Genomic DNA, 26,003 nt, shown 5'->3' with positions numbered 1-26,003 from the left:
GTGCGTCACCGGCCGGGATCGACTCCAGTCCTCACCCATGCTTCGTCCGGTCGGCGCCCCGCACCACCCCGTCGGCGGCCCGGTGCCGGCCTCCGGCGGGCTACGGCGCAGGCAGGAGCACTCCGGGGTTGAGGACGCCGGCCGGGTCCAGGGCCGCCTTCGCGGCGGACAGCGCGGTGGCGAAGGGGTCGGGGCGCTGGCGGTCGTACCAGGGGCGGTGATCGCGCCCGACCGCATGGTGATGGGTGATGGTCCCACCGTGCGCCTCGATCGCCTCGGACACCGCGGCCTTGATGTGGTCCCACTGGGACACGGTGCTGCCCCAGCGGCCGGGTGCGTACACGCCGAAGTACGGTGCCGGGCCGTCCGGGTAGACGTGGGTGAACCGGCAGGTGACCACCCCGGCGCCGGTGACCTCGCGCATGGCTTGCCGCGCCGCCTCGGTGACCGCCCGGTGCAGCGCGTCGAACCGGTCCCAGGTGCAGGCGGTCTCGAACGTCTCGGCGATCATCGAGTGACGGGCCAGCGCGTCCCGCTGGTAGGGCATCCGCAGGAACGACGAGCGCCAGGTCTCCGCGGCCGACCCACCGGACGCGCCCCCGCCGGAGTCCCGCGCGGAATTCTCGCCGCACGTCCCGGCGGCCTCCTCGCCCGCGTCACCGCCCGATCCGCCGGGGGGATCGGCGAGCGGCTCTCCGCCGTGGTCGCGGCAGAGTTCCACGGCCCGCTCCAGGCTCCGGCGAACCGGGTGGTCCGCCGATTCGAAGGCGAGGACGAGTACGCCGCCGCCCACGCTCACACCCGCGTTGATCAGCGACTCGGCCGCGTCGAGCAGGCGGCAGTTCGCCGGGTGCAGCCCGCTCTGCGCGATGGCCCGGGTGGCCGCGACCGCCGCCGGGTAGTCGTCGAACCGCACCGACGCCTTGGCACGCCAGCGGGGGCGTTCCTGCAACCGCATCCACGCCTCCGTGATGACGCCCAGCGTTCCCTCACTGCCCAGGAAGAGCCGGTCGGGCGACGGGCCCGCGCCGGAGCCCGGCAGCCGCCGCGACGCGCTGACCCCGCTCGGCGTGACCACCCGCATCGACTCGACCATGTCGTCGATGTGCGTGTACAGCGTCGCGTAGTGGCCGCCGGCGCGCGTGGCGAGCCAGCCGCCCAGCGTGGAGAACTCGAACGACTGCGGAAAGTGCCGCAGGGTCAGCCCGTGGGGACGCAACTGGTCCTCCAGATGCGGACCGAACACGCCGGCCTGGATGCGCGCGGCCCGGCTCGTCCGGTCGATCTCCAGCACCCGGTCCAGGCGCTCGAGATCGAGGGTGACCACGGCCGGGTGACCGTCGAAGCGCGGCTCCACGCCGCCGACCACCGAACTGCCGCCGCCGAACGGGACGACGGCGATCCCCTCGCCCGAGCACCAGTCGAGGAGGTCGGTCACGTCACGCTCGTCGCGGGGCCGGGCGACGAGGTCAGGTACGTGGCGCAGATCCCCGTGCAGGTTGCGCACCACGTCCCGGAACGCCTTGCCGTGCGCGTGCGCGGCGCGGTCGGCCGGCTCGGCGGAGCACAGCCCGGCGAGCGCGGCGGGTGCGGACACCCGGGGCTCTCGCAGGCCGAGCGAGGCGATGTCCGGCGGCTCGTGCTCGGTGAGGTCGCCCGGTGTCAGCGCTCGCACCCGGGCCAGCAGCGTGCGGAGTTCGGCACCGGACACCGCGTCCTCGATGTTTCCCCATCCCCACCACGATCGCGTCACGATGGCGCGCCCCTTCAATTGACCCATGGGTAAATTACCTCTAGGTCACATGGTGGGCTAGAGTGGCCCTCATGGGCAAGGCCGGAACCAAGGGCGTCTCCCGGGCGGACCGGGAGCGACAGATCGTCGACATGGGCGTGGAGGAGTTCGGCAGACACGGGTACGCGGGAGTCTCCGTCGCCGCGGTCGCGGGGCGCGCGGGCATCTCGAAACCGCTGGTGTACAGCTACTTCGACTCCAAGGACGGCCTGTACCTGGCCTGCGTCCACCGGGTCGGCGGGCTACTGGTGGACGCCGTGGCCGCCGCCCGGTCCCGCAGCGGCTCGACGGACCACGCGCTGGACACCCTCGGGGCGATCTTCACGACGGTCGAGCGGTGCCGGCACGCCTGGTCCGTCCTCTACGACCCGGCTCTCCCGCCGACCGGAGAGCTGCGCGAGGCCGTGCATCTCTACCGCGGGCGGCTCGCCGCCATGGGCGCCGCGGGCGCCGCCGGGCTCCTCAGCCGTGCCGGGCACGACGACCCGCTCGACCACCAACTGCTCAATCACGTCTGGCAGTACACCGTGACCGCCGTCATGCGCTGGTGGTCCGACCACCCCGAGCAGAGCGCGGCCGAGATGACGGCCCGGTGCGTACGGCTCCTCACCGCGCTCGGCGCCGGCTGAGCGGCCCCCCGCCGGCCCGTACCGGTGGTGCGGTGGCGTCGCGGCTGTACCGGCGGCGTCAGGGCCGCACGCGTGATGCAGGGGCGTGGGATCAGCGGACGCGCGCGACGCCTACGTAGATGCCGCTCTCCTCCGGGGCGGGAGCCGGGGTCCCCTTGAACCACTCCGGGGCGGTCACCAGCCCGGGCTCCACCAGATCCAGGCCCTCGAAGAAGCGCAGGACACCGGCGCGCGTCCGGAATCCCAGCCGTATGCCGCCCTTGGCGTACTCGGCCGTGACCTGTTCCGCGAGTTCGGGGAGGATGTCGGACGCTGCGTGCGACAGCACGAGGTGACTGCCGGGGGGCAGTTCGGCCAGCATCTCGCGCACCAGAGCATGGGGGTTCTGGTCGTCGCCGAGAAAGTGCATCAGCGCGATCAGGGACAGCGCGACGGGCCGGCTGAAGTCGAGGATCTGGCGCGCGTGCCCCATGATCGCGGCCGGGTCCCGGACATCGGCCTCCACATAGTCCGTGACACCCTCCGGGCGGCCCACGAGCAGGGCCTCCGCGTGCCGCAGGACGATCGGGTCGTTGTCCGTGTAGACGACGCGTGCCGTCGGCACGATGTGCTGGACGATCTGGTGGAGGTTCGGCTCGGTGGGAATGCCGGTGCCGATGTCGAGGAACTGGTCGATGCCCTGTCCGGCGAGCCAGGCGACCGCGCGGTTCATGAACGCCCGGTTCTGTCGCGCGGCGTCACGGGCTTGCGGGGGAAGTCTGTCCCCCACCGCCTCGTCGACGGGATAGTTGTCCTTGCCGCCGAGCAGCCAGTCGTAGACGCGGGCCGGGTGGGCCGTGCTCGTGTCGATCTGCCGGGGTATCGAGGTGCCAGGCGTCATGGCGGGCTCCGTCGCGCGTCGTTGACCGGTGGATGTTGGCGATCAACGAGTGTCGCACACCGTTCGCCTTACCCCGCAAGGCCGTTGGCGGGTCCGGGGCCGCTGATGTCCGGCTGCGCCATTCGGCTGGGACTCGCCGAGCAGCGGAGCTGCGGCGGGCAAGCGGCGTTCGGTGGGCCTATGTTCGGGACATGAAGCTCCTGCGAGCCATGTGCCGGCCTCGGCCGGGCGGGTGCCACCCGGCCGGTCGGCCACAGCCCGCCCGGGGACCGGCACGACAGGTGTGGTCGTGAACGGGTCGCCGTCGCCTTCGCCGGACGGCGCGGACACCGGGGACGACGACGCGGGCGGCCGGGGCGCCGGGGATGCCGGGGACACCCGGGCTGCCGGGGACGCCGGGGACGGGCGCTACGGAGAAGACCTCTTCGAGCCGGACCGCCCGGGGGAAGCCGCGCGGCTCGACGCCGCCGCGCTGGCCTTCGACCCCATGACCACACGCCGGCTGCGGGCTCTCGGCGCGGGCCCGGGCAGCCGCTGTCTGGAAGTGGGAGCGGGGACCGGGACGGTGGCGCGCTGGCTGCTGGAAGAGGCGGGTGTCGAGGAGGTCGTCGCCCTCGACCGGGACACCAGCGGACTGGACGCCATGGCGGGCCCCCGGCTGCGGGTGGTGAACGCCGACGTCGCCGACGAGGGCCTGGACCTCGGCGGCTTCGACCTCATCCACGCCAGGTTCGTCCTCATGCACCTGCCCCAGCGCCGCCGGCTCGTCGCACGGCTCGCGGGCTGGCTCGGACCGGGAGGCCGGCTGGTGCTCGGCGATGCCGTGGAGCTGCCGAGCCCCCTGGACGCCTCCTCCGCCTATCGGCGGACCATGGACGCCATGTGGCGGGCACTGCGATCGACGATCGGAACCGACATCTCCGCCGTCCCGGCCTATCCGCACTTCCTGAGGGAGGAGGGCCTGCACGAGGTCGCCGCGGAGCTGTTCTGCCCGCCGCTGGTCGCGGGCAGCCCGCTCGCCGGATTCTGGGCCGGGACATGGAGCCGGATGCGCCCCGCTCTGGAGGACACCGGTCTGGTGGACGCCGCCGTCGTCGACGAGGCCCTCGCGTACCTGGCATCGCCCCGGCTCGCCGAGCTGGGGCCCGGCATGGCGATGGCCTGGGGGCAGCGCCGCCGGTGACAGGGCGGGGCCGGGGGTGGCGCTCCTCGTGGTGCGCCCGGTGGCCCGTGCGCGGTGTCCCGGAGGAGGTTTGGCAGGCTGTGCTGCATGAGCAGCGCGGCAGGTGAAGTGGTGAGGGCGCCGAGAATTCTGGTCGTCGACGACGAGCCCGAGGTGCGGTACGCCGTAGAGGACGGGCTCGCGGTGGAGGGCTACACCGTGCGCGGGGCCGCGGACGGACTCGGGGCGCTGGCCCTCGTCGCCGACTGGGAGCCCGACGCGATGGTGCTCGACGTGATGCTGCCGGGAATGAACGGGCTGGCGGTGTGCCGCCGGCTCCGGGCCGTGGGCGACCGTACTCCCGTGCTGGTGCTGACGGCCCTGGGCTCGGTGCGGGAACGCGTGGACGGCCTCGACGCGGGCGCCGACGACTACCTGGTCAAGCCCTTCGCCCTGGACGAGCTGGTGGCGCGTCTGCGGGCACTGCTGCGCCGCACTGCGCCCACCGAGCCGGCAGCCGTGACGGAACTGTCCTTCGCCGACCTCGTCGTCGATCCGGCCACGCGCAGCGGACGGCGTGGCTCGCGTGCCGTCGAGTTCAGCCGGACCGAGTTCTCGCTGCTGGAGCTGCTGCTGCGGCACCCCGGGCAGGTGCTGCCGAGAGACACCATCCAGGAGCGGGTGTGGGGCTGCGACTTCGGACCCGAGTCCAACTCCCTGGCCGTGTACGTCGGCTATCTGCGGCGCAAGCTGGAAGCCGGGGGTGAGCCCCGGCTGGTGCACACCGTGCACGGCGTCGGCTATCGCCTGGACCTGCCGTGAGGAACCGGCCGGGGCACATGGACGGGCCTGAGCACGCGGACCGGCAGGAGACCGACTCGGACCGGCACGGCGCCCCGAACCGGCAGGCGGACTCGGGACGACCGAAGCACTCCGACCGGCACAGCGACTCGTACCGGCCTCCCGGGGTCCGGTACGGACGGTGGCCCCGGCACCGGCTGCGCACCCGGCTGACTCTCGCGGCTTCGGCCGCCGTGGCCGTCGTCGTGATCGGCGTGTGCGCCGCCGCGTTCCTGGTGATCCGGCACCAGCTGCTGCACCAGCTCGACCTGCAGCTGACCCAGTCGGCGCGGCTGGCCGCCCAGCAGTACCGCGACGAACCCCCGGGCGTCGTACAGGGCGAGTGCCGGTTCCTCGCCGCGCCGGCCTGCACCCAGCTGGTCCCGGCCCGGCCCGGCGACGATCCGGCCAAGCCCTATCTGCTGCCCGTGACCACCGCCACCCGGCAGGTCGCGGCCGGCACGCACGGCCCGTACCTCAGCGAGATCCGCCTCGCCGGTCACCGCGCCCGGATACTGACCACACCCCTGGGCGACGGCCGGGCCGTGCAGGTGGCCGTGCGGGCCGACACCGTCGACCAGGGGGTACGGCAGGCCGCAGGACTGCTCTCCGCCGTCGGTGCGGCCGGGGTGGTCCTGGCCGGTGGGCTCGGCTTCTGGGTCTCCCGTACCGGACTCGCTCCGGTCGCCCGGCTCACCGCGACCGCCGAGCGCATCGCCACCACGCGCGATGCCCGGCACCGCATCGAACTGCCGGCGGACCGCGCCCATGGCGAGGACGAGATCACGCGGCTCGCCGCGTCGTTCAACACCATGCTCGAGGAGCTGGAGAAGTCGGTGACCGCACAGCGCAGGCTGGTCGCCGACGCCTCCCACGAGCTGCGCACCCCGCTCACGGCGCTGCGCACCAACGCCGAACTGCTCGCCCGTGCACACCGTCTGACGGAGGCTCAGCGCGAGCGGGCGGCCACCGCGCTCGGCGGGCAGCTGCGTGAGGTCACCGTCCTGGTCAACGACCTGATCGAGCTGGCCCGCGACGAGGAACCGGACCCCCTCGTCGAGGAGGTCGACCTGGCGTCCGTCGTCAGCCATGTGGTCCACGCGGCGCGGGGCCACTGGCCGGGCGTGCCCTTCGGACTCCGGGTCGCCCCGGACGCACGCGACGGCACGGTCGCCGGAGTACCGGCCCGGCTCTCCCGTCTGCTGTCGAGCCTGCTGGACAACGCGGCCAAGTTCAGCCCGCCCGGCCGCCCCGTGGAAGTGACGCTCACCCGCGTGGCGGGGCATCCGGTCGTCGAGGTCCGCGACCACGGTCCCGGCATCGCCGACGAAGACCTGCCCTACGTGTTCGACCGCTTCTACCGCGCCCGCACGGCCCGCGCCCTGCCGGGCTCCGGGCTGGGCCTGGCCATGGCCCGCCAGATCGCCCGCGCCCACCACGCCGACCTCACCGCGCGGCGCGCGCCCGGCGGCGGCGCGCTCTTCCGGCTACGGATGCCGTCCGGCGGCCCGCAGCCGCGCTGAGCACCGGCCCGGATGGGCAAGGGCCCGGCTGAGCACGCGGCCCGGCGGCCGGGCTCTCACAAGTCTCTTATGCCGACTCGCGAGAGTGACCGACCATGAAGGCCAGGAAGATCAGGAAGACCAGGAAGAAGCTCATCGCGGTGAGCGGGGCCCTCACGGTGATCGCCGTGGTCGGCACGGCCACCGCGTTCGGCACGGGCACCGATGATCGTCGGCAGGTCGAAGTGCACGGGGGGCAGGTCACCGTGCCCGTCGCGGGAGGCCGCACGGTGGTGGACACCGCGTCCCTGGCCGTGCGGGCCCAGGCCGACGACGGCCGGGCCTGGCAGCTCTCCGCACCCGCTGCCGACAGGCTCGGCTCCGCCGGAAAGGTGTCGGTGCGCGGCGGGCGGGCCACGTGGCGCTACGCGGCGAAGGGGCTCACGGTCACGGTGTCCGCGCGCGACGGACGGCTGGCGGTGTCCGTGCACTCCGACCGCGAGGCCACCTTGCGCTGGCCCGTGACCGGCGTCGACCCGGCCACCCGGGAACTGCAGGTGCCGCGCGGTGAGGGCCTGTCGGTGCCGGTCGCCGACAAGTGGTGGAACTCGGAACGGGGCGGGCTCGCGGGCTCGGAGGCGGGTGTGGCCGACGGCCTGACGATGCCGTTCTGGGGCACCGGCCTGCCGGGAGGGCACGGTGCGAGCTACATCGCCGAGTCCGACATCGGCACGACACTGAAGTTCGTCTCCGAGGCCGGCCGTCTGCACACCGAGGCCCGGCACGCGTTCTCGCCGAAGGAGGACACGAAGGACTACAAGGTGACCTTCGCGCTGACCGACGGCTCGCCGGTGGCCGCGGCCCGCGACTACCGCGCCTGGCTGTCCGGGCACGGTGGCATCACCACCCTGCGCGAGAAGATCGCCCGCAATCCCGGGGTCGGCAAGCTGGTGGGCGCGTTCCACGCCTACACCTGGGGGCAGGCGCGCACCGCCGAGGGCGTACGGCGGCTGCGGGAGCTGGGCATCGACCGGATGTGGCTGGGCTACGACGCCGACGACGCGCCCATGACCGCCGGGGCCACGAGCCTGGCCGAGCGGTCCGGCTATCTCGTGGGGCCGTACGACTCCTGGGCCAACGCCCAGGACCCCGGCTCGGCGGACACCCCGGTGTCGAAGTGGCCCGCCCCGGTGTGGCAGGACGCCTGTGTGCGTGGAGCGGACGGCGAGGTCGTCAGCGGCTTCCACGATCGCGGCTGCTACGTCAGCTCCGAGGCGCTCCGGCGCGCCGAGCCCTCCCGGCACTATCTGGCCGACCGCACCCGGGAGATGACCGCGAACGGCGCCGGCAGCTACTTCCTCGACGTCGACGCCGCGGGTGAGCTGTTCTCCGACCACACGCCCGAGCATCCGATGACCGAGGCCCGGGACCGCCGGAACCGGCTGGAGCGCATGGCGTGGCTGTCCGGCGACCGGAAGCTGGTGCTCGGTTCGGAGAGCGCCGGTTCCTGGTCGAACGGCGTGCTGTCCTTCAGCCACGGCTCCGGCACCCCGGTCACCGACGCGCTGTGGAAGCTGGAGAAGGACCGTACGGTGTGGGGCGGTTACGCGCCCTACAACGCGCCCGCGATCTTCTTCAAGCCCGTCCGCCTCCCGGACGACGTCGCCAGGGCGATGTACGACCCGAGGTACCGGGTGCCGCTCTACCAGACGGTGCTGCACGACTCGGTGATCAGCACCGAGCGCTGGGAGCTGCCGTGGTCGAAGCTGCCGGCCCAGAGCCGGGACCGCGCCCTGCTGGCGATGCTGTACAACGTGCCGCTCAACCTCGTGCTCGACCAGTCCGAACTCGACCGGCACGGCGAGCAGATCGCCCGGCTGCAGAAGTACTTCGAACCCCTGCACAAGGCGGCGGCGACCTCGCCGATGACCGACTTCCGCCGGCTGACGCCGGACCGGCAGGTGCAGCGGACCACGTTCGGGCACGGCGAGCTGACCGTGACCGCCAACTTCTCGGCCACGGCTCACGACGGACTGCCCGGAGGATGTGTCGACGCGGTGGTCAAGGGCGGCAAGGCCCGGCGGTTGTGTCCCGAGGGTCTCTGACAGACGGGGAGGCCGTCTTGGTCCGACGGAAGCCGGTCCCCGGGGCTGTCCCCGGGGCGTGCGTGCTCCAGCCATTCCCGGTAGGCCGGTGACTCGTGGGCCACCGCCCAGTAGGCCTCTTCCAACTGCGGGAAGACACTGTCCAGTTCGGCCTCCGTGCGGGCGGCCAGCAGGAGACGCACCCCGATCGGGTTGCCCTCCAGGGGCCGGATCGCGAGGTCGGGGCGGGGGTGGGCGGTCGGCTGGCTGACCGTGACCACCTCTCCGGTGGCGGCCAGGGAGTAGGCGGTGAGGTAGTCGCCGTGCAGCATCTCCGGCTCCAGGCCCGCCGCCCGCAGCACCCGGAACAGGGCGTCCCACTCGCCGTCGACCGTGGAGTCGATCATCCAGCGGTCGCCGGCCAGGTCGGCGAGCCTCACCTGCCGCCCGGACGCCGCCGGATGGTCCGCGGCGAGCGTGACGAACTGCGGTTCGCGTTCGAGGAGCACGCGCAGGCGGAGGCCGGGCGGCACCCGCAGCGGGCTGCCCTCCACCTCGTGCACGAAGGCCATGTCGAGCCTGCCCGCGGCGACCATGCCGAGCAGGGTGTTGGCGGACACGTTCATCTGCAATGTCGGTTCGATCCGCGGCACCCGTGCCCGCAGCAGGCGCAGCCAGCCGGGGATCGCCCGGCTGGCCGTGGCGCCGATGCGCAGCTGGAACCGGCCGGCGGCACGGGCGGCCGCCGCCCGGGTCTCGGTGACGATCGCCGCGAACTCCGTGATCAGCGGCCTGGACCGGCTCAGGACCGTGAGCCCCAGCGGGGTGGGGCGGCAGCCGGTCCGGGCGCGCACGAAGAGCTGGGCACCGAGCGCCTGCTCTATGCGGCGCAGCTGAGTGCTCAACGAGGGCTGTGCCAGGCCGAGTTCTCGTGCCGCTTTGTGCAGGCTGCCGGTGTCGGCGATGGCGCAGAGAACGCGCAGATGCCTCACCTCGAGCTCCATGGAGGGAGCGTAGGGCGGCAGGGGGCGTGACACCAGATGTTCAAGGTCCAACGAAAGTGGACGAGTTGCCCGCCGATAGCCCCGTGCTATCCCCGATTGCCATCATCCCCGGAACCGTTGGCCTGCCTGAGACTCACTGGCAACCGATCGTTCAACCCCACAGGACGAGAAGGAGCCCCCACATGGCCTCGTTCCGCCACAACACCGGCCGGAAGAACCCCAGACGAATCCTGGCCCTCGCGCTCGGCCTCGGTCTGGCCTCGGCCGCGCTCGGCACCGCGAGCCCGGCGAACGCCCAGAGCCCCGCCAAGGCCCCCGCCCCCACCACCGCCGCCGGCTACGTGGGTTCGGCCGAGAACGCCGGCAACAAGGCGTTCTTCGACGCCGTGCTGAAGTCGGTCGCCAAGAGGCAGGCCGCCCAGCCCTCCCTGAAGGCGGTGACCGTCTACTACAACGCCTCCCAGGCCCCGAGCTTCCGTTCCCAGATATCGAGCGCCGCTTCCATCTGGAACAGCTCGGTGTCGAACGTCAAGCTCCAGGCGACGTCCGGCGGCGCCGACTTCTCCTACTACGAGGGCAACGACTCACGCGGGTCCTACGCCTCCACCAACGGTCACGGCAGTGGCTACATCTTCCTGGACTACGCGCAGAACCAGCAGTACGACTCCATCCGGGTCGCCGCGCACGAGACCGGTCACGTGCTCGGGCTGCCCGACCACTACAGCGGACCGTGCAGCGAGCTGATGTCCGGTGGCGGCCCCGGCCCGTCCTGCACCAACCGGTACCCGAACTCCACCGAGCGCTCCAGGGTCAACCAGTTGTGGGTCAACGGCCTGGCCAAGGCCATCGCGCGGGTGAACGCGTCGCGCTGACCCTGTGAACGTGCCGGGCCGACCTCCCCACGGCCCAGCCCGGCCCCTTCCGGTACGGACCGCGGCGCCGACCGCGGTCCGTACCGCTGCTGTGTGCGCCGGCGCCGAGCGGCCGTGCCCGGGTGTGCCGGTGGAAGCCGGTCGCCGACGTACGGCAGCGGCGGACGGGGCGTCACATACGCGCGTTGGTGAGGCGGGTGAGGGGGCCGTACGTGTGCCGCTGGGCCCGGCGGCCCATCGCGTACGACGCGGCGGTCAGCGCGGTGAGGCCCGCGCCCACGCCTGCGACGACCACCTTACGGTGGGCGACCACCGCCCAGGCCGTCTTGGCCGTGGCCGCCACCTGGCCCGAGGCCGTGATGAGCGCCTGCCGGCCGGTCTCGACGCCCTGGGCAGCGGTACGGGCGGCGGCGCCGGTCGCCCCGGCCGCACGATCGGTGCCGGACTTCGCGGCCGACACCGCGTCATCGGTGGTCGCCGCGGCCTTCTTCGCCGCGCGTCCGGCGGGTGCCGTCGCCTTGTCCGCCGCCTGCCGCGCCTTCGACGCCGTCTCCTTCGCTGCTGCGGACTTGCGGCTCGTCTCACTGTTCGGTTCAGTCATGGACTTCGCGTTGCCCGACCCCGCCCGGGCAAACGTGTGAACGCCCCGGCACGGAAATTCAAGTGGCCTCGACCCGCCTTCGGGATAGGGTCGCGCCGTGCCCGAGTTGCAGCGGCTGCATGCCGGCCATGCCCAGGAGGTTCTGGCCTTCGAGCTGGCGAACCGCGCCTACTTCGCCGCGTCCGTCTCCGACCGCGGCGACGAGTTCTTCGCCCGGTTCGCCGAGCGGTACGACGCTTTGCTGGCCGAGCAGGAGAACGGCGTCTGCGCCTTCCACGTGCTCGTCGCCGAGGACGGCTCGGTGCTCGGCAGGTTCAACCTGGTCGACATCGAGGACCGCACCGCACAACTCGGTTACCGGATTGCGCAGCACGCGGCCGGCCAAGGCCTGGCGACCGCCGCCGTGCGGGAGTTGTGCGGGGCGGCGGCGGCACGGTACGGGTTGCGCACGCTCCTGGCGGCCACCGCCCACGAGAACGCGGCGTCCCGGAAGGTGCTGACGAAGGCCGGGTTCACCCTGCTCGGCCCGGCCGACCCCGCCGACCTCGGGGGCAGGCCGGGTACCTGGTACCGGCGCAGCGTCGAGGAGGGCGACCGGTGAGCGGCCGGTACCGGGGTGCGACCGCGAGGAGATTCCGCCTGGCGCTCGGGTGGCGGCCGGACGCCGGCGTCACCGGCGCCGGCGGCTTCCGCGTGGGCGTCATTCCCGCAGCGCTTTGCCCAGGAGCGCGCCGACGACGATGAGGGCCACGCCCAGCCACCAGGTGTTGTCGAGGATGAGCACGGCGATCCCGATCGGGATGAGCAGACCGGCCAGCGGCAGCAGCAGGCCGGCGAGCCGGGGCGGATCGGGGACCGGCAGTCCCTGGTCTCGCCGGGCCCGGGCACGGACCACGTCGGGGTACCAGGCGGTGAAGCGGAGTGCCACGACGATGGCCAGGATCTGGATGATCCAGCCGGTCCAGATGTTGTCCGGGTTGCGCAGGACGAGGTCGCCGTAGCCACCCGCGGCGGCGGCGACCAGGAACGCCAGCCCCCACACACCGGTGATCGTGTAGTTGGCGTGCAGGAACGCGGGCGTGTGCCATCGGGTCCGGTCGACCTGTTCGCGGGCGTACTGGAGGGTGAACGGCATCCCGGCCACCATCGATCCGAAGGCGATCAGGACGAGGGCGACGTTGGACACCTCACCGGCGTACACCTCCAGCCAGCGCAGCGTGCCCGCGCTCGCCAGGGCGCCGACGACGGCCAGGCCGGCGAAGAAGACCAGGTCGGCCAGCTCCAGGAGTTTCCACGAGCTGCCCCGGTTCATGAGTCTGCCGGCGGACACGAGGACGACGGTGCAGGCCAGGGCCAGGGCCACCGCGATCTCGAACCTGCCCGGTCCGACCAGCAGGGAGAAGACGATCCACGGGGCCATGCCGACGATGGGGCTCTCCAGGAGCCGGTTCGAGCCGGTGGCCGCGACGGTGCTCATGCTTCCAGGGTGGGGACGAGCCACGCGGACGACCACTCGCGGACCCACGGGGTAACGGCGTCGCGACGTCACCAGCGGGAACGGCGGCAAGAAGCGCCCGCCGCCCGGACCCGAGCCCGGACGGCGGGGAAGCGCTTCGCCAGGACGCCGTGCGCACGATTCGGTGCGTTCGGTTCCCGCGCGCTCGACGCGGCGACGCTGCGTGCCCCGTTCAGTCCTGGTCGACGTGCAGCCTGATGATCTTGCGGTTGGTCCCGTCGATGTCGAAGGTCGTCTTGTTCCAGTCCTGGGCCGTCACGACGTCGACGGACCACTTCGGCGCACCGCTGTCGGTGTCGCCGAGCTCGACCGCGGTCACGGTGCCCTTGGTGTTGCCCGTGGCCGTCTGCACGGCCTGCTGGACGGTCACGGTGGCCTTGCTCAGCCGGTCCGCCAGCTCACGCTTGTCGTCGGAGTCCTGGCCCTGCTCGACCTGCCCCTGAGCGGCCTTGCCGGTGACCGCGTCGACGCGAAGGTGGTGGACGGTCCCGTCCGCGGTGGCCACCGCGGCCTCCCAGCCGGGACTGTCGGCCGGTCCCTTCAGCTCGATCCCGACCGGCTTCGACTTCGGCACCGCCGCCGTCGCGGCGCTCAGCGCCTTGTCGTAGCCGACCTTGACCTTCGCGAGAAGGGCCTTGCGCTGGGCCTGGTCCTCGGTGAGGGTGCCTCCGCTCGCCGAGGCGGAGGTCGACGACGCCGGGCTGGAGGAGGACGTCGCGGGGGCGGAGGGCGATATCGCCGGGGCGGAGGGCGACGATGTCGTCGGGGCCACCTGGGCGGCCTCGACCGCAGTGGTCCCGGTGGCACTGGTGCCGCCCTTGGCGCAGCCCGTGATCAGGGCGCCCGCCGCGGCCGCGACACACACCAGGCCGATGCCTCGCGAGACCGGCAGACGTTCACGCTGTGCAGTCATACCATCTCTGTTTGTCACCATATTGGCACATTAGGTGAGCTTTTCACCCTCGGCCACTTGGGGGGTCCCGCGGCCGGCGCGGTGTGTCCGCCGCCGGCCGCGGTGCGCTGCTGTGCCATGCGGTGCGGTCAGAACCTGGGCGCCGCGGACCGGGCCTGGACGAGTTCGGCGGCCTCCTCCTCCGTCTCGACGGAGGGCGGGGACCCGGCCAGGGGTTTGTTGGCGGTCTCCCGCATGCACAGGACGGCGACGACGCCGACCACCGCCGCGGCCGTGGCGTAGTAGGCCGGCATGAGGTTGGTGTGGAAAGCGCTGATCAGAGCGGTCACCACCAGGGGGGTCGTACCACCGAACAGCGAGGTGGCGAGGTTGTACGCGACCGAGAGCGAGCCGTAGCGGACGTGGGTGGGGAAGATCGCCGGGAGCGCCGCCGACATCGTGCCGAGCATCATCACCAGGGAGAGACCCATCAGAAGCAGGCCCAGGGTGATGAGGACGATGCTGCCCTGCCGGATGAGGAGGAAGGACGGCACGGAGAGGAAGAGGAAGCCGAGCATCCCCGCCATCAGCAGCGGCTTGCGCCCGAAACGGTCCGAGAGGCGGCCGACCTGGTTGATGACGCACATCTGGACGATCATCACGACGAGCAGGATCAGCAGCCCGCGGTTGGTGCCGTAGCCGAGTTCGTCGGACAGATACGTCGGCATGTACGACAGCAGCATGTAGTCGGTGATGTTGTACGCCGCGACGAGCGCGAGGCAGAGCACCAGCGGCCGCCAGTAGCGGGTGAAGATCTTGCCGAGGTCGGCGGTGGCCGAGCTCTCGACGGCGTCGGCGGCCTCGGTCGCCTTGGCCTGGCCGCCTTCCAGCTTCTGGAAGGCGGGCGTCTCGTCCAGCTTGAGCCGCAGATAGAGGCCGATCAGCCCGAGCGGGGCCGCGACCAGGAACGGGATGCGCCAGCCCCACTGGAGCATCTGGTCCTCGGTGAAGACGCTGGAGAGGATGACGACGAGGCCGGAGGCGCCGACGTACCCGGCGAGTGTGCCGAACTCCAGGAAGCTGCCGAAGAATCCGCGGCGCTTGTCGGGCGCGTACTCCGCGATGAAGGTCGAGGCGCCCCCGTACTCCCCACCGGTCGAGAAGCCCTGCACCAGCCGGAAGAAGATCAGCAGGACGGGAGCCCACAGACCGATGGCGGTGTGCGAGGGGATGAGACCGATGGCGAAGGTCCCCACCGCCATCATGATCATGGTGATGGAGAGGATGCTCTTGCGGCCGATCTTGTCGCCGAGGGGCCCGAAGACCATCCCGCCGACCGGCCGCACCAGGAACGCCACCGCGAAGGTGGCGAAGGAGCCGAGCAACTGGGCGGTGTCGCTCCCCGAGGGGAAGAAGACCTTCCCGATGGTCGACGCCAGATAGCTGTAGATGCCGAAGTCGTACCACTCCATCGCGTTGCCGAGGGCGGCGGCCTTGGTGGCGCGCTTGACCGCCGCCTCGTCGGTCACGGTGATGTCGCTGCGGCGCAGCTTCGGGTGACGTCGCCTCTCGATCGCGCGGAACAGCACCCTGTGGCGTCTGACCGCGGCGAGGTCTGCCGACTCGTCGTTGTCGGTCGCCGTCATGACTTGATCCTTTCGCCGGTCGCCTTCCGCCTGCACAGTTCTCGTCCGTTCAAACCGCCCCCTTCGCACGGCACCCCTCCGGTCACCGTGAGTGACGGTCGAAGACGGTCCGGGGCGGACTTTCCCCTGCGGCGATCCGGTCGCAGGCTGTGGTGTGTGCCCGTGCCCGGTGCGGGAACCTGGTTCGCCCGGGCACCGGTCCGGTGAGAGGAGCGCGAGCACGTGACAGCGGCGGCGTCAGCGGCGGGCGGCCGGAACACGGGCGTCCAGGAAAGCGGGTACGAGCCGGACCCGCAGCGATGGCGGGCCCTGTGGGTCACTCTGGTGGCCGGCTTCATGAGCCTGCTGGACGTGACCATCGTGGCCGTCGCCCTGCCCACCATCCAGCGCGACCTGCACGCCTCCCCCGCGCAGGTGCAGTGGGTGGTGTCCGGGTACGCCCTCACCTTCGCCCTCGCCCTCGTCACCGCGGGACGGCTCGGCGACGCCCTGGACCGGCGGCGCATCTTCCTGCTGGCCCTCAGCGGTTTCGTGCTCTTCAGCGCGGCGTGCGGGGCGGCGCCGGACATCACCCTGCTGGTGGTGGCCCGCCTCGCCCAGGGCCTGGCGGCCGGTTTCATGGCGCCGCAGAACTCCGCTCTCATCCAGCAGATGTTCCGTGGCGCCGAACGCGGCCGCGCGTTCGGATTCTTCGGCGCGACCGTCGGCGTCTCCTCGGCCGCCGGGCCCATCACCGCGGGCGTCATCCTCGCCCTGGCCTCCGGCGCCCAGGGCTGGCGGTGGATCTTCTACGTCAACGTCCCCATCGGCATCCTCGCGGTCCTGCTGGGCCGCCGGCTGCTGCCCCGCACGCGCCGGTCCGGCAGGGGGCACGTGGACGTGCCCGGCGTCCTCCTCCTCGGGATCGGCGTCCTCGCGCTCATGTATCCACTGGTCCAGGCGGACTCGGGCGGCATCAGCCGCCTCTGGTGGCTGTTCCCCGTCGGCGCCGCGCTCCTCGCCGGCTTCGCCCGGTGGCAACGTCACCTCGTCGCCCGGGAGGCCCAGCCACTGCTCGACCCGCGCCTGTTCACCACCGTCCGCGGCTACGCCGTGGGCGCCGGCGTCGGCACGTTGTACTTCATCGGCTTCAGCGGTGTCTGGCTGGTCTTCGCCCTCTTCTACCAGCGCGGCCTCGGCTTCTCGCCGCTGCGGTCCGGTCTCGCCGTGACCCCGTTCGCGCTCGGCTCGGCGATCGCCGCCGTGATCTCGGGCCGGCTGGTGGACCGGTTCGGCCGGCTGCTCACCGTGTGCGGCCTGACGGGTGTGATCGTCGGCCTGGGCGGCACCGCGCTGCTGCTGCGGTTCGTACCGCTCGGCGTCGCTCCCTGGGTCGCCGCGCCGCTCCTGTTCCTCGGTGGCATAGGGGGCGGCTTCGTGGTGTCCCCGAACATCACCATGACGCTGCGGGACGTGCCCGTGCACATGGCGGGCGCGGCCGGCGGCGCCCTGCAGACGGGGCAGCGGCTCGGCGCCGCGGTGGGCACCGCCGCCCTGCCCGGCCTCTTCTACCTGGTGCTCGGCGGAAGCAGCGACTACCGCGGTGCCGTCGTCACCGCACTGGCCGCGGCTCTCGTCGGTATGCTGGCGTCCCTGGCCCTCGCGACGTTCGACTGGCAGCGCGACCGGCGCGGACACCAACCGCACCGCACGTGCCCCGACGAGGTCGCCAACAGCCCGGTGCACGCGCGGCAGACGTGAGACCCCGCGGTGCAGAACCGCCGGGTCCGCGGGTGGATTTCCGTCAAACCGCTTGTTCCAGGCCTTACTTCGAGTAGGACTTGCGTACTGGGTAGTACTATGTGCTGAAATCAGCCGATGCGTACCCCCCACATACAGACGCATCAACCCTCCCACTCCGACGGTTCCGCCGCCGAGCGGGTTCCATCCGCCCGCAATCCCTACGAGGAACTGGCCTCGCTGGCCGACGACCCGCTGGACGAATTCCTCACCGAGGACGACAAACCGGCCCCCCGGAGCGTGGGCGCCGAGGAGGACGCCTGGGAACCGCCCAACCACCGGAAGGGCAGCCGCCGCCGCAATCGCGCCACCGGCCTGCCCGTCCTGGTCAGACTTCTGGCCTGGGCGCTCGTCCTCAGCTGCGTCGTCGTACTCGCCGATCGCTGGGCGTTGCTCTACGCCGAGCGCAAGGCCTCCGACCGGCTCAAGGACCAGTTGCACCTCGCCGCCGCCCCCGAGGTACGCATCGGCGGCTTCCCGTTCCTCACTCAGCTGGCCGACCGGCGTCTGGACTCGGTCCAGATCACCGTGCCGGATATTCCGGCCCACCGGGTCACGCTCACCCAGGTCACGGCTACCGCGCACGACATACGCATCGACGGCGACGGGCTGACCGCGGTGCGGGGCGCGCTGGTTCCACAGATGCACGGTCAGGTCCTGCTCTCCTACGCCGACATGAACCGCGAACTCGGGGCGTCCCAGGTCTCGTTCACACCGCACGGACCGGGCCGGGTCCAGGCGCTCGGCGATCTGCGTGTCGCGGGCCGCGAGGTGCGGGTGCGGGCCGACGCCCGTGTCCGGCGTCAGGGAGAGCGCTCCGTCGCCACCTCGGTCGACGGCATGCGGCTGGACGTCGGCGACCTGGCGACGTACCGGCCCGGGACGGGCCCCGGTGAGGGTCTGCACCTCACCCGGGCCTCGGCGCGCCGGCTCACCCGCGAGGCGGAGAAGATGAAGGCGCTGCTCGGCGTGCCGGAGATCGTGCGCCGGCTGGGTGTCCCGGACAGCGCGGTGCGCGCCGCCCTTCGCGACGAGGACGAGCTGCACCGCCTCACCGGCGCGCCGCGCTTCCTGCACGACCTGACCCGCGTGAACCTCGTGGACACGGCCGTCGCCCATCCGCGGCTCCTGGAGCGGCTGGGCATCGACGTGTCCCTGCTCACCGCGCTGACCAAGCTCACCCGCCCCCAGATCGCCGACCGCTTCGCCTTCTCCTTCCAGCTCCCGAAGCCGCCCGCGGGCGCCCTGCGCCTGCAGCGGGTGACGGTGGGCAAGGACGGCATCCACGCCGAGGTGAGCGGCGCGGGACTACTCCTGGGCCACTGAGACCGCGGGGCCGGCCGGGAGCAGGCCGGCCCAGAGGCGGAATGGTTGCTTGCTCTTTGGGCTTCGATGGGACGCGTTGTCGGCCAAAGAGAAATCCACGCCCGCCCTGTCACCGCCGTCGGTGCCGGGCGATCGCCGACGGGGTGCTCGGGCCGGGCAGGCCGGGGCGCGCCCGCGGCTGCGAACGCCTTCGTTTCGGGCCGCAACTCCCGGACCCGGACCGCGCGGCACCTGTGTGCCGGTCCGTGCGACACCACGCGGACGTCGGCGTTTGCCGGTGACAGCGGCGGCGTCGGGTTGCGGGCGGACGGGGCCCGGACTCCTTGGAGTGCGCTGTCGCGAAGTGCCGCGCCCCCTACACGGCGGCACGTGGACGGGACCGCCGCGGTACCGCAGCGCGGACGCCGGTCGCGAGCGAGGGGCTAGTCGACTGTCGGCCAACTTGCGTGCGGCGCAGGGGAGCGAGGCGACCACCGGGCCCTTGTTCCCCCGGCACCGGGGTGATTAGGCTCCGGCTCGCTTTCGCACTTCGCACACATTTTCCACACATGGCGGCCGGTTCCGGCGTGCGCCGTGTGCTTCCGCACGCCTCTGCCGGTCACCTCCGGCGGCGGCCGCCGGGCGTTTCAGGGGGTGGGGGAGATCGACGTGTCTGGCGTACCGCGGCATGTGGACGGCGAGCCGGCGCCCTCGCCGGTGTCCGCTCCCCCGCGGCAGGAGGCCGGGGCCGGCAAGGGCGGCCGCCGCGACACAGCCGTTCTGTGGTGGGTCAACGCCGTGGACGCGCTCGGCAGTCAGGCCTCCGGACTGGTCTTCCCGCTCCTGCTCCTGGATCTGGGCCACGGCCCGGCGACCGCGGGCGCGTTCGCCAGTGCCGCCGCGATCGCCGGAGTGCTGCTGGGGCCACTGATCGCCGTGCCGGCCGACCGGGGCCACCGGCGGGCCCTCATGACCGCGTCGGCGGTGCTGGCCGCGCTGGCCATGGCCGGACTGGCCGTCTCCTGCCTGCGCCATCCGCCGCTGTGGGTCCTGCTGGGTCTGGCGCTCACCGAGCGCCTGTCCGCGACGGCGTACGAGGCGGCGGCGCGCGGTGCGCTGTCCCGGCTGGCGGCGCCGGACGACATGCCACGGGCCGTGGCCGGCCTGCAGGCGGGCGATCAGGCGGCGCTGGTGCTGGGACCGGCGCTGGGCGGTGTCCTGTTCGGCGTGAGCCGCTTCCTGCCGTTCGCCGTCGACGCGGTCACCTACGCCGTGGCGGCGCTCGGCACGCGGGCGATCCGCGGGCGCCTCGACCCGCACACCGCGCCGGCACAGCCGACGGGCGGTACGGCCGAGCCGCCGCCCGGCACCACCCGAACACCCCCCACGATCAACGCAACCCGCGCGATCGACACAACCGGCACGATCGACACAACCGGCATGACCGGAACGACCGGCACGACCGGTGTTCCAGGACGGATCGGGGGCGAGCTGGGGGCCGGTGTGGAGGTGGTGCTCCGCTCCCCCGTGCTGCGGTTGGTGCTGCTGTGGTCGTCGGTGGCGAGCGGAATGCTCGCCCTGCTCTTCTACACCGCCCTGTTCGTGCTGGGCGGCCGGTCGGGCGGTGCCGTGACCGGAGGGGTGCTCACGGTGTCCGGGGCGGCGGGACTGGCCGGCTCGCTGGTGGCGGCCCGAGTGGTACGGCGGCTCGGCGCACACCGCTCGCTGGCGGCGGCCACCTGGCTGCTCCTGCCGCCGTGTGCGGCGCTGTCGGTGGCCGAGGGGCCGTGGGTGTGGGCCCTGTGCTTCTCCACGCTGTGTGCGGTGCTGCCCGTGGTGACCGTCGTGCTCGGGGCGGCGGCCGTGCTGGCCGCACCGCAGGAGCTGCAGTCGCGGGCCGGCGCCGTACTGGCCGCCGGTGCGACGACGACCGCCGCCCTGGCCCCGGTGTGCGCGGCCGCCCTGGTCGGCTGGGGCGGAGGCCGGCTCCCGGCCCTGTGCTGCGGAGCCGTCCTCGCCGTACTGGCGGTGCACACCCAGCGATCCGCGGCCACGGTGCCGGGCCCACCCGGGCCGGCGGACGGACCCGGGCGCACCGGCCCGTCGACGCGTTCGGCGGCGGGAGACCGGCCATGACCGACGCGTACCAGGTGTTCCTCGCCGCCCTGCCCGACGTGTGCCCTGCCGACCGGCGCCGCATGGTCTTCACCGCGGACGCCGCCGGACGTTGTGAGGTCTTCACGTGGGACGCGGAGAGCCGTCGGGTCCGGCAGGTCACGAGCAGCCGGGTGGGCACCGTGCACCGGGCGATCGACGCCGACGGCTACGTGTGGTGGTTCGACGAGGACGCGTCGGGCGCGGGCCGCTGGTGGTTCCAGCGCTTCGAGGGCGGCCCGCGATTACCGGGACTGCCCGGGGCGCCGGCCGGACTGCCGCGCGGGCTGGCCGTCACCGCGGACGGGACGGTGGCCGCCGCCGTCGCCGGGCGACGGTGCACCGTGGTGGCGATGGGCCGGCGGGGCCAGGTCCCGCGCGAGGTGCTGCGTACGACGCGGCCGTGCCGGCTCGCCGGCGTCAGCCCGGACGGCGAACTGATCGCCCTGGCCGCCTCGGCCGACGACGCGGTGGCCGTCTCGGTCGTCACACGTGACGGCCGGACCGTCGCCGACCTGACCGGTCCCGGACTGTGGTGCCAGGGCTTCGCGTCCACCGGCGGGCGCGGCGAGCTGCTCCTGGTCCGGGATGTCGGAGACGGTTACGCCCTGGCCACGTGGACGGCACGGCAGGGTCTGCGCACCCACCACTGGTGCACCTTCGACACCGAGGTCAGCGCCGGGTGGTATCCGGACGGCCGCGAGGTGCTGGTACGTCAGGACCGTCACGGGCGCTCCCTGCTGCACCGGGTGAACCTCGGCACGAGGCACCGCGGCCTCGTGCCGACGCCCGCCGGCACCCTGCTGGACGCGGCGCCGCGCGCCGTCGGAGCGGTCGACTACCTGTGGACCGCGACCACCCACCGGCCGGTCCTGCGGGCCACGGACGGCATCGCCCTGCCGCCGGCCGGCCCCGCGGTCGTCGTCCCCGGCCGGCACACGGACTGCTGGACGCCCACGGCGTCGGGACCCGTGCACACCCTGCTCGGCCTGCCCGAGCCGGCCGGCAGCGCGCCGCCGCCCGCCGTCTTCCTGGTCCACGGCGGGCCGGCCGACCACGACCGGGACGCCTACGACGGCACGGTGCACTCCCTGGTGGCGTCCGGATACGCGGTCGTCCGCGTCAACTACCGCGGCTCCACCGGGTACGGGCCGCGCTGGCGGCGCGCCTTCCCGGCGGGAGTGGGGCACACCCAGGTGGAGGATCTGGACGCGGTCCGGGCCGATCTCGTCTCCCGCGGGCTGATCGCCGGTGACGCCGTCGCGCTGTGGGGGGTGTCCTGGGGCGCCTATCTGGTGCTGCTCGCGCTCGGCAGCCGTCCCGGGCGGTGGCAGGCCGGAGTGGCCGTCAAACCGGTCGCGGACTGGGCCGCCGCGCACCGGGCGACCACCCCGGCCCTGCGGGCCCTGGACGTCCGGATGTTCGGCGGCACCCCGGACGAGGTGCCCGAGCGCTATGCCGGCAGCTCGCCCCTCACCTACGCGTCCTCGGTCACGGCGCCGCTGCTCGTCGTCGGCGCCGACCGTGACACCAAGTGCCCGCCCGGGCAGATCCGCACCTATCTCCAGGCGCTGACCGCCGCGGGCGTACCCCACGAGGCCATGTGGCTCGACACCGGCCACGACGGCTACGACGGCGCGGCGCACGTAGCGGTGCTGCGCCGCTCGCTTTCTTTCCTGCGCGCGCGGCTGCCCCGACCGGCGCCCCGCGCCCCTGGACGTCCTCCGGCTCCGGCCGGAGGGCCCCGGTCCCGCTGAGGCCACAGCGGGACCGGGTGTGCACAGCACCACGCCACTCACAGAAGGAGAAGCACCGTGCAGAAGGACATCATCCACAACGACCCGCTCGCGGGCGACGAGCAGAACCGCAAGCCGGGCATCGGCATCACCATCACCGTCCCGTTCCGCAACGCGGACGAGGGCGACGACAACGAGGAGTGACTCACCGTCCGGCCGGCCCGCGTGCGCGCGGGCCGGCCGGGCTCGCCGTCCCTCCCGACCGTCACCCCACGCTCTCATCCAAGGAGCCGTCCGTGCGCGTTCTCCTCCTCAACATGCCGTGGTCGCCCATCGACCTGCCCTCCCTGGCCCTGGGCATCCTCAAACGCAGTGTCGACGAGCGCGTCGCGGGCGCGACGTGCGAAGTGCTGCACGCCAACCTCGAGTTCACCGACTGGATCACCCGGCGCACCGAGTTCTCCGCCGAGGACTACGAGTACTACGCGCTGTCCTCCTACTTCCTCGGCTGCGGCGACTGGGTGTTCTCCAGCGCCCTGTACGACGACCCCGCCTGGAAGGACGCCGAGTTCACCAAGGTGATGAGCGGCAAGCTGCGCTCCTCGCGGATGCGGATGACCCGGGAACTGCACGCCGTCGTACCGGAGTTCGTGGAGCAGATCGCGCAGCGGGTGGCGGACCTCGCCCCCGACGTGGTGGGCCTGACGTCCACCTTCCAGCAGAACACCGCCGCGCTGGCGGCCGCCCGGCACATCAAGCGGCTCGCTCCGCAGATCGTGACGGTCATGGGCGGCGCCAACTGCGACGCCGAACAGGGCGCGGCCGTGCACCGGAACTTCCCCTTCGTCGACTTCGTGGTGCGCGGTGAGGGCGAGGACGCCTTCCCGCGGCTGCTGGAGTCGCTGCGCGACGGCGCGGGCGCCGACGCGGCGGCCGGGCTCCCGGGGCTGTGCCATCGCAAGGACGGCACCTCGGTCGCCAACCCGATGCCCACCGGACCGTTGCCGCCGGCCGCCATCCTGCCGCCCGACTACAGCGGCTACTTCGAACGCCTCGCCGCCTCCGTGGCACGCAACTGGGTGGAGCCGAAGCTGGTGGTCGAGGGCGCCCGCGGCTGCTGGTGGGGCGAGAAGCACCACTGCACCTTCTGCGGTCTGAACGGCTCGTTCATGGAGTTCCGCAGCAAGAGCCCCGACACCTTCTACCAGGAGATCATGGACCTGGCGGAGCGTCACCGCGTCCTGGACATGTACGTCGTCGACAACATCCTCGACATGCGGTACCTCACCACTGTGCTGCCCCGGATCATCGACAGCGGTTACGACCTGCGCATGCACATCGAGATCAAGGCGAACATGCGCCGCCCGCAGCTGCAGGTCCTGGCCGACGCCGGGCTCATCTACGTCCAGCCCGGCATCGAGAGCCTCAACAGCAGGGTGCTCGACCTGATGGACAAGGGGGTCAGCGGCTGCCAGAACGTACGGATGCTCCGGGACGCGGCCGAGACGGGCCTGTCGGTGTCCTGGAACTACCTGCACGGCTTCCCCGGGGAGACGGCCGAGGACTACGACCCCGTCATCCGCCAGCTGCCCGCGCTCGAGCATCTGAACCCGCCGGTCGACCTGTCCGCCAGGATCGCCATCGAACGCTTCAGCCCCTACTTCAACCGGCCCGAACTGGGCTTCACCGGCCTGCGTCCGGAGGAGCACTACCTGTTCACCTACGACCTGCCGGAGGAGGAACTGCACGGCCTGGCCTATGTCTTCCAGGCGCCGGAACGCGGCATCGGCGAGGACACGGTGAGCGGGCTGAACGACGGTATCGCCGCGTGGAAGAAGCACCACACCGACTCCCGGCTCACCCACACCGACCTCGGTGAGGAGATCGTGCTGGTCAGCCGGCGGCACTCGTTCGACTGGCGGACGCTTCGCCTGACCGACCCGTTCGGCGTCGCGCTCTTCCGGCTCCTCGACCAACCGCACTCCCCCGCCGCCCTGCACCGCAAGGCCACGGCGGACCCCGCGCTCGCCGATCGGACCCTGGAGCAGGTCCAGGCGCTTCTGGACGAGTGGACGGCGCTGGGGGTGACCTTCACCGACGCCGGCCAGTACGTCCACATCGCACCCGCGTCCGTCAACCAGGACCTGCTGCGCCTCGACTACATGAACCACCTGTACGCCCGCCCCGCGTCGGAACCGCCGTCGGGTGCCGTCACGACGGCCCGTCCCGCTCCGGCTCCGGCACTGCCCTGAAGCCCGCCCGCCCGCGGCGCCGCTCTCGCGTCCCCTCCCCTCTGATCCGGTCCGCCCCGTACGCCTCCCGGCCAAGCACAAGGAGCCGTCATGCCAGCCAGTCCACCGCCCCCGGCCGTCCTGGCCTGGCGCGACCACGACCCCCTCGCCCGGACGCTGCCGGGCATGTCCCTGGGCCGCATCCCACTCGCCCCGGAACCCGGCGCCGCCGAACGACTGTGGAGCATGGGCGCGCGCCGCGCCGAACTCGACCGCCCGGTGGACCTCGCCACGCCCGGGTGGGCCGCCGCCCGGGCCGCGATCGACCGGCTCTGCCTGGTCCGCGACCTGACGGCGCGGGCCGTACAGGTCGACTGGGACCTGCACCTGCCGGCGGGGCCCGCCGAGGAGACCTGGAAGGTGCTGTCGCACCTGCAGCCGCCCCGCACCGTGACCGGCCCCACCGAGGCCGACACCGCGCTGCAGGCCTGGCGGACCCGGCACTACCTGTGCAAACTCGTGTGGCGTCAGGGCCCTGGGTTCCTGCAGATCCGCGACCGGCGCTGGGGCGACCTGCGCCGCTTCACCGCCGACGACCCCCGCTATCCGGGGGCCGTCGCCCGGCTCGACCGGGGCGCCCACCACACCGAGGTCGCCGGCGACATCCTGGAGGAACTCACTGCCGAGCATCTCGTCCTGCGAGCGGACGACCTCGCCTGGTGGCTGCCGTACCGGGTGGCCCGCTGGTTGCAGGAGGCGATGGCCGTGTAGGGCCCGTCACGGGAGTGGATCCCGATCGTCGACGATCACCTGCCGTGCGGCGGGGGGATCCGACGAACGGCAGGCGGGCCCGGCTCGAACCGCTGCCACCACGCGGCGTCAAGCCGGGCCGTCCGGGTGCGGACGCGACGGCGGCTCACGGACGGCGTACGACCGTGCTGGTCGCGGTACCGGGCGAACGGCCGTGCCCAGCAGCGGAATCGCTATCATCCGCAAGCTTGTAGCCGGGGACAGAGGGCCAGCGGACCGTCAGCACCACGGACTCCTCCTCCGCGAACCAGGAGTGGTCGACGCCTCGGCCCCACACGACGTAGTCCCCCTGGTGGGCCAGCAGAACGCTGCGGCCCGGCAGTTGCACCCGGAAGCGCCCGCTGATGAGCACCAGCAGGGCGGTGCGCTCTTCGCCGGTCACCCATCGAGCCCGCTCGTCGCCCTGCGGGTGGACGCCCCATCTGATCTCCACGTCCTCGCTGTGCCGGGGATCGGAGGCGTCCTTGAAGTGCCCCAGCAGCCACCCCCGGTCCAGTGCCGCGTCCCTGCCCGCATTGCCCACGTACACGCTGTCGGTCATGTCTCCGGAAGGTAGCAGCCGGCCGCG

Annotated in this window: 22 protein-coding genes; 14 read left to right on the top strand and 8 right to left on the bottom strand. The window is 72.7% G+C overall.

Going from position 1 to position 26,003, the window contains the following annotated elements; genetic code table 11:
- Positions 1–100: 100 nt before the first annotated feature.
- The gene (locus ACGFT2_RS23520; protein ID WP_393281426.1) at positions 101–1,753 is read right to left on the bottom strand and encodes an FAD-binding oxidoreductase; all 1,653 of its coding nucleotides are present in this window, start codon (positions 1,751–1,753) and stop codon (positions 101–103) included.
- Between the two features lie 71 nt (positions 1,754–1,824).
- On the opposite strand from ACGFT2_RS23520, the gene ACGFT2_RS23515 reads away from it, so the two are divergent.
- Positions 1,825–2,421, top strand: coding sequence for a TetR/AcrR family transcriptional regulator (locus tag ACGFT2_RS23515; RefSeq protein ID WP_393281425.1), 597 nt, complete (start codon positions 1,825–1,827; stop codon positions 2,419–2,421).
- A 91-nt stretch (positions 2,422–2,512) separates the two neighbouring features.
- Here the strand turns inward: ACGFT2_RS23515 and ACGFT2_RS23510 are convergent, their stop codons facing one another.
- Positions 2,513–3,301, bottom strand: coding sequence for an SAM-dependent methyltransferase (locus tag ACGFT2_RS23510; protein WP_393281423.1), 789 nt, complete (start codon positions 3,299–3,301; stop codon positions 2,513–2,515).
- 289 nt (positions 3,302–3,590) lie between these two features.
- On the opposite strand from ACGFT2_RS23510, the gene ACGFT2_RS23505 reads away from it, so the two are divergent.
- From ACGFT2_RS23505 to ACGFT2_RS23490, 4 genes are all read left to right on the top strand, one after another.
- Positions 3,591–4,484 (top strand): class I SAM-dependent methyltransferase, encoded by an 894-nt coding sequence (locus tag ACGFT2_RS23505; RefSeq protein WP_393281421.1) that lies wholly within the window; start codon positions 3,591–3,593, stop codon positions 4,482–4,484.
- Positions 4,485–4,571: 87 nt separating this feature from the next.
- Entirely contained in the window at positions 4,572–5,285 is a 714-nt protein-coding gene (locus ACGFT2_RS23500; RefSeq protein ID WP_393281419.1) for a response regulator transcription factor, read from the top strand.
- Between the two features lie 17 nt (positions 5,286–5,302).
- Complete coding sequence (locus tag ACGFT2_RS23495; RefSeq protein ID WP_393281417.1) at positions 5,303–6,826, top strand: sensor histidine kinase; 1,524 nt, start codon at positions 5,303–5,305, stop codon at positions 6,824–6,826.
- Positions 6,827–6,921: 95 nt separating this feature from the next.
- The gene (locus ACGFT2_RS23490; protein ID WP_393281415.1) at positions 6,922–8,910 is read left to right on the top strand and encodes a glycoside hydrolase; all 1,989 of its coding nucleotides are present in this window, start codon (positions 6,922–6,924) and stop codon (positions 8,908–8,910) included.
- On the opposite strand, the gene ACGFT2_RS23485 is transcribed toward ACGFT2_RS23490, so the two are convergent.
- Positions 8,829–9,893 carry a LysR substrate-binding domain-containing protein gene (locus ACGFT2_RS23485; RefSeq protein WP_393281413.1) on the bottom strand — a complete coding sequence of 355 codons (1,065 nt, stop codon included), beginning with the start codon at positions 9,891–9,893 and terminating at the stop codon, positions 8,829–8,831. The genes ACGFT2_RS23490 and ACGFT2_RS23485 overlap by 82 nt on opposite strands.
- Before the next feature lie 182 nt (positions 9,894–10,075).
- On the opposite strand from ACGFT2_RS23485, the gene snpA reads away from it, so the two are divergent.
- Complete coding sequence (snpA, locus tag ACGFT2_RS23480) at positions 10,076–10,765, top strand: snapalysin (protein WP_393281412.1); 690 nt, start codon at positions 10,076–10,078, stop codon at positions 10,763–10,765.
- Between the two features lie 172 nt (positions 10,766–10,937).
- Here the strand turns inward: snpA and ACGFT2_RS23475 are convergent, their stop codons facing one another.
- Positions 10,938–11,366 (bottom strand): hypothetical protein, encoded by a 429-nt coding sequence (locus tag ACGFT2_RS23475; RefSeq protein WP_393281410.1) that lies wholly within the window; start codon positions 11,364–11,366, stop codon positions 10,938–10,940.
- Positions 11,367–11,463: 97 nt separating this feature from the next.
- Here ACGFT2_RS23475 and ACGFT2_RS23470 point away from each other — a divergent pair, with 97 nt between their 5' ends.
- A complete protein-coding gene (locus ACGFT2_RS23470) occupies positions 11,464–11,967 on the top strand; it encodes a GNAT family N-acetyltransferase (RefSeq protein WP_393281408.1) in 504 nt (167 codons plus the stop codon).
- Between the two features lie 99 nt (positions 11,968–12,066).
- On the opposite strand, the gene ACGFT2_RS23465 is transcribed toward ACGFT2_RS23470, so the two are convergent.
- From ACGFT2_RS23465 to proP, 3 genes are all read right to left on the bottom strand, one after another.
- Complete coding sequence (locus ACGFT2_RS23465) at positions 12,067–12,843, bottom strand: hypothetical protein (RefSeq protein ID WP_393281406.1); 777 nt, start codon at positions 12,841–12,843, stop codon at positions 12,067–12,069.
- Positions 12,844–13,054: 211 nt separating this feature from the next.
- Positions 13,055–13,795, bottom strand: coding sequence for a PepSY domain-containing protein (locus ACGFT2_RS23460; RefSeq protein ID WP_393281404.1), 741 nt, complete (start codon positions 13,793–13,795; stop codon positions 13,055–13,057).
- 128 nt (positions 13,796–13,923) lie between these two features.
- Complete coding sequence (gene proP, locus ACGFT2_RS23455) at positions 13,924–15,420, bottom strand: glycine betaine/L-proline transporter ProP (RefSeq protein WP_393281402.1); 1,497 nt, start codon at positions 15,418–15,420, stop codon at positions 13,924–13,926.
- 222 nt (positions 15,421–15,642) lie between these two features.
- Between proP and ACGFT2_RS23450 the strand changes: the two genes are divergently transcribed.
- The 7 genes from ACGFT2_RS23450 to ACGFT2_RS23420 all read left to right on the top strand — a co-directional run bounded on the left by ACGFT2_RS23450 (position 15,643) and on the right by ACGFT2_RS23420 (position 25,396).
- Complete coding sequence (locus tag ACGFT2_RS23450) at positions 15,643–17,160, top strand: MFS transporter (RefSeq protein ID WP_393281401.1); 1,518 nt, start codon at positions 15,643–15,645, stop codon at positions 17,158–17,160.
- 117 nt (positions 17,161–17,277) lie between these two features.
- A complete protein-coding gene (locus ACGFT2_RS23445; RefSeq protein ID WP_393281400.1) occupies positions 17,278–18,525 on the top strand; it encodes a DUF2993 domain-containing protein in 1,248 nt (415 codons plus the stop codon).
- Between the two features lie 648 nt (positions 18,526–19,173).
- On the top strand, positions 19,174–20,640 hold the full coding sequence (locus ACGFT2_RS23440; protein WP_393281398.1) for an MFS transporter: 1,467 nt from the start codon (positions 19,174–19,176) through the stop codon (positions 20,638–20,640).
- Positions 20,637–22,415 carry an alpha/beta fold hydrolase gene (locus ACGFT2_RS23435; RefSeq protein ID WP_393281397.1) on the top strand — a complete coding sequence of 593 codons (1,779 nt, stop codon included), beginning with the start codon at positions 20,637–20,639 and terminating at the stop codon, positions 22,413–22,415. The genes ACGFT2_RS23440 and ACGFT2_RS23435 overlap by 4 nt, the downstream gene beginning before the upstream one ends.
- 57 nt (positions 22,416–22,472) lie before the next feature.
- Positions 22,473–22,598, top strand: a complete 126-nt coding sequence (locus tag ACGFT2_RS23430) for a hypothetical protein (RefSeq protein WP_362156174.1) — start codon at positions 22,473–22,475, stop codon at positions 22,596–22,598.
- Between the two features lie 92 nt (positions 22,599–22,690).
- Positions 22,691–24,646 carry a RiPP maturation radical SAM C-methyltransferase gene (locus ACGFT2_RS23425; RefSeq protein ID WP_393281395.1) on the top strand — a complete coding sequence of 652 codons (1,956 nt, stop codon included), beginning with the start codon at positions 22,691–22,693 and terminating at the stop codon, positions 24,644–24,646.
- Between the two features lie 90 nt (positions 24,647–24,736).
- Positions 24,737–25,396 (top strand): DUF5825 family protein, encoded by a 660-nt coding sequence (locus tag ACGFT2_RS23420; RefSeq protein ID WP_393281393.1) that lies wholly within the window; start codon positions 24,737–24,739, stop codon positions 25,394–25,396.
- Positions 25,397–25,541: 145 nt separating this feature from the next.
- Here ACGFT2_RS23420 and ACGFT2_RS23415 read toward each other — a convergent pair whose 3' ends face one another.
- Positions 25,542–25,976 (bottom strand): signal peptidase I, encoded by a 435-nt coding sequence (locus tag ACGFT2_RS23415; protein WP_393281392.1) that lies wholly within the window; start codon positions 25,974–25,976, stop codon positions 25,542–25,544.
- Between the last annotated feature and the right edge of the window lie 27 nt (positions 25,977–26,003).

The organism is Streptomyces sp. NPDC048514, from assembly GCF_043199955.1.
Taxonomy (GTDB): domain Bacteria; phylum Actinomycetota; class Actinomycetes; order Streptomycetales; family Streptomycetaceae; genus Streptomyces.
Note: the sequence above shows the minus strand (reverse complement) of the source record. Positions and strands in the feature narration are given on the sequence as shown.